This window comes from Cyclobacterium roseum (assembly GCF_010119225.1).
Taxonomy (GTDB): Bacteria; Bacteroidota; Bacteroidia; order Cytophagales; family Cyclobacteriaceae; genus Cyclobacterium; species Cyclobacterium roseum.
In genome coordinates, this window is sequence record NZ_WNKF01000043.1 from 1 (window position 1) to 2380 (window position 2380).

General features: G+C 47.7%; 3 protein-coding genes. All 3 read right to left on the reverse strand.

What is annotated here, in order from left to right; translation table 11 throughout:
* Positions 1-79: 79 nt before the first annotated feature.
* Positions 80-1597 carry an IS66 family transposase gene (gene tnpC / locus GJQ68_RS23015; RefSeq protein ID WP_162419608.1) on the reverse strand — a complete coding sequence of 506 codons (1518 nt, stop codon included), beginning with the start codon at positions 1595-1597 and terminating at the stop codon, positions 80-82.
* Positions 1598-1671: 74 nt separating this feature from the next.
* Positions 1672-2019: an IS66 family insertion sequence element accessory protein TnpB gene (gene tnpB / locus GJQ68_RS23020; protein ID WP_262888131.1), complete on the reverse strand. Its 348-nt coding sequence runs from the start codon at positions 2017-2019 to the stop codon at positions 1672-1674.
* Positions 2020-2022: 3 nt separating this feature from the next.
* Positions 2023-2322, reverse strand: a complete 300-nt coding sequence (gene tnpA, locus GJQ68_RS23025; RefSeq protein ID WP_162419610.1) for an IS66 family insertion sequence element accessory protein TnpA — start codon at positions 2320-2322, stop codon at positions 2023-2025.
* Positions 2323-2380 lie beyond the last annotated feature (58 nt).

Consider the following 2380-nt stretch of genomic DNA (forward strand, 5'->3'; position numbering starts at 1 on the left):
GTATCCATCCGAGGAACCCATTAGAATTAGGTAGGAATTATAGCAGGTAATGTTTATTCTTTGATTCTGTATTCCCTGCCTACCGGCAGGCAGGCTCCCAATTGGAGGGTAGGAGCTGGTAGAGGTCCTTCTGCTTATGGCTCTGGATTCTTTCGAAGACATCCTTTAGCCAATCAAACTCATTGACTTTGTTCTTTTTGCAGCTCGCCATGAAAGAATACATGGCGGCGGTCATTTCTGCTGCCTTATGCGATCCTGCGAATAAAAAGGCTTTCCTGCCGACAGCAAGAGGCCTTACCGCATTTTCAACTAAATTATTGTCAATCTCCATTTGCCCATGCAGCACGTAGGCACTTAGTCCTGCCCATCTTTTATGTGCGTAGGTGATGGCTTTCCCCATAGGGCTTTCGGGCCTGTAGCTGTACTGGTTTTCCTCCAGCCACTTTCCCAGCCTTTCCAGCACAGGGGATGCGTGTTCTTTTCTTTCCTTTGTCCTCTGCTCCCAACCGAGTTTTTCCTCTCTCATTTTGCCTTCCAGGACATAGAGAAGTTGCATCTCATCGAGTATATAGTTTGCCTGCTTTTGGTCGTCTTTAATCGCATCCACAAACTTGCGTCTGGCATGTGCCATACAAAAAGTCAGGTGTATATGCTCATGGTCCCCATAAAGGGAATGATATACCTGATACCCATCCGTCTGGATGATACCTCTAAAGTCAGCAAGCATTTCCCTGGGGCCTGATTGGTCCCTGCCCTTTCTGTAGTCAAAAAGCACCAACCTGTCCACAGGCGCATGGTACAGCCACATGTAACCTTGGTGTATTCCTTTTTTATGGTCCCTGTCGAGCACTTTTATCGGTGTCTCATCTACCTGAAGATACTTTTGGTTGGTGACGATCACACGGAGCAGTTCCCAGAGAGGGACAAGCTGCTGCCAGCCTCTCATGATCCAGTCTGAGGCACTTGAAGCTGGGATTCTTACGCCCATCTTGCTGTACTTATCCAGTTGCCTGTGCAGCGGCATTCCGTAAACATATTTGTCCACTACAAGCTGGGCAACTACTGACTCAGAAGGAATACCTTTTTCGATCACCCTGTCCGGTAAAGTGCCTATAAGGATGCCTTCACCGTTTGGTCTTGCGTATTTTGGACGCACATAGCGTTTTACATAAAAGGAGGCAGGTGTCACTTCCAGTACTTCGGTCACTTCCTGACCGATCTGAACACAGCCCTCGGTGGATTCTGAGGGCTGTATCACCACTTCTTCCCTTCTGAGTTCTTCGGGAAGGGACATACGTCCGGAGCCTTTGGCCCTTTTCTTGGGAGTAGGTTTTTGTTGCGGTGTGGAAACGGATTCAGAAAGCTCCTCTTGTACGGCCTGGGTCGTACCCAGCTCAAAAAGGCCCATCTGATTCAGGCCTACGTTTCCGGTCCGTTTTTCACTTTTGGAACCGAAAATATACTTCCTTAATTTGTCGAGCTCAAACTGCAGGTCGGTGATTTTTTCCTCTTTTTTGGAGATGGTCAACAGCGACTCCCTATGGGCTTCAAGCTCCTGCTCGTATAGCTTTTTGTAGTCGGTTGACGTGTTTTCCATGACATAAAAATAAGCATAAAAAGTGGGTTTATGATCGTTTTAAGCCGCTTTTTATCATAAAAAAGCACCTTTTTTTACCTCCTTTTTAAGGGGTCATACCGCTTTCTGTAGCGCACCGATTCAAGCCTTATCCCCTGTAAAAGCAGGGTCAGCTGAACGCTTGATATAGCGTTTCCGTTAAGCCTGGGACGTTCAAAAGTGCCCTGCTCCAGCTTTTTGATATATAGGGCAAAACCGTCCCTGTCCCATTGCAAAAGCCTGACCTGGTTGGACCGCTTGCCTATAAAAATAAACACGTCCCCGTTCATCGGATCGGAGCCGAGTTCGTTCCGGACAAGCCCTGAAAGCGAATTGATGCCAAATCGCATATCGGTGGGGTTGCCGTACAGAAAGTAACGGCAGGATGTGGAAAGGGCCAGCATCCACTAAGAAAGAAGGACTCTCAGGTATTCTGCGGAAACACCCTCATAAAGCTCAAGGCTCACGCCCGAGGGGTAATGGATATGGGCCAATATGCGTCCTCGTCCAACGTGGGATCCAGTGTCCAGTAATTGAAAACCGTTACCGGACGACGAGACTTCTTCCCCGGTACTGAATTTTTTGGCCCAGTAATAAAAGGTGGTACGAACCAAGCCCACTGAATCAGCAAATTCAGACTTGCTCTTGCCCGATTCCAACCATTCCTGATACATCTTTTTCATTTCTTGTTCGCTCTGTCTTTTCATAGCGCAAGTTTAGTCACGAATGGGCAATCCTGGAAGATGGGGTTTATCGGACGGATAC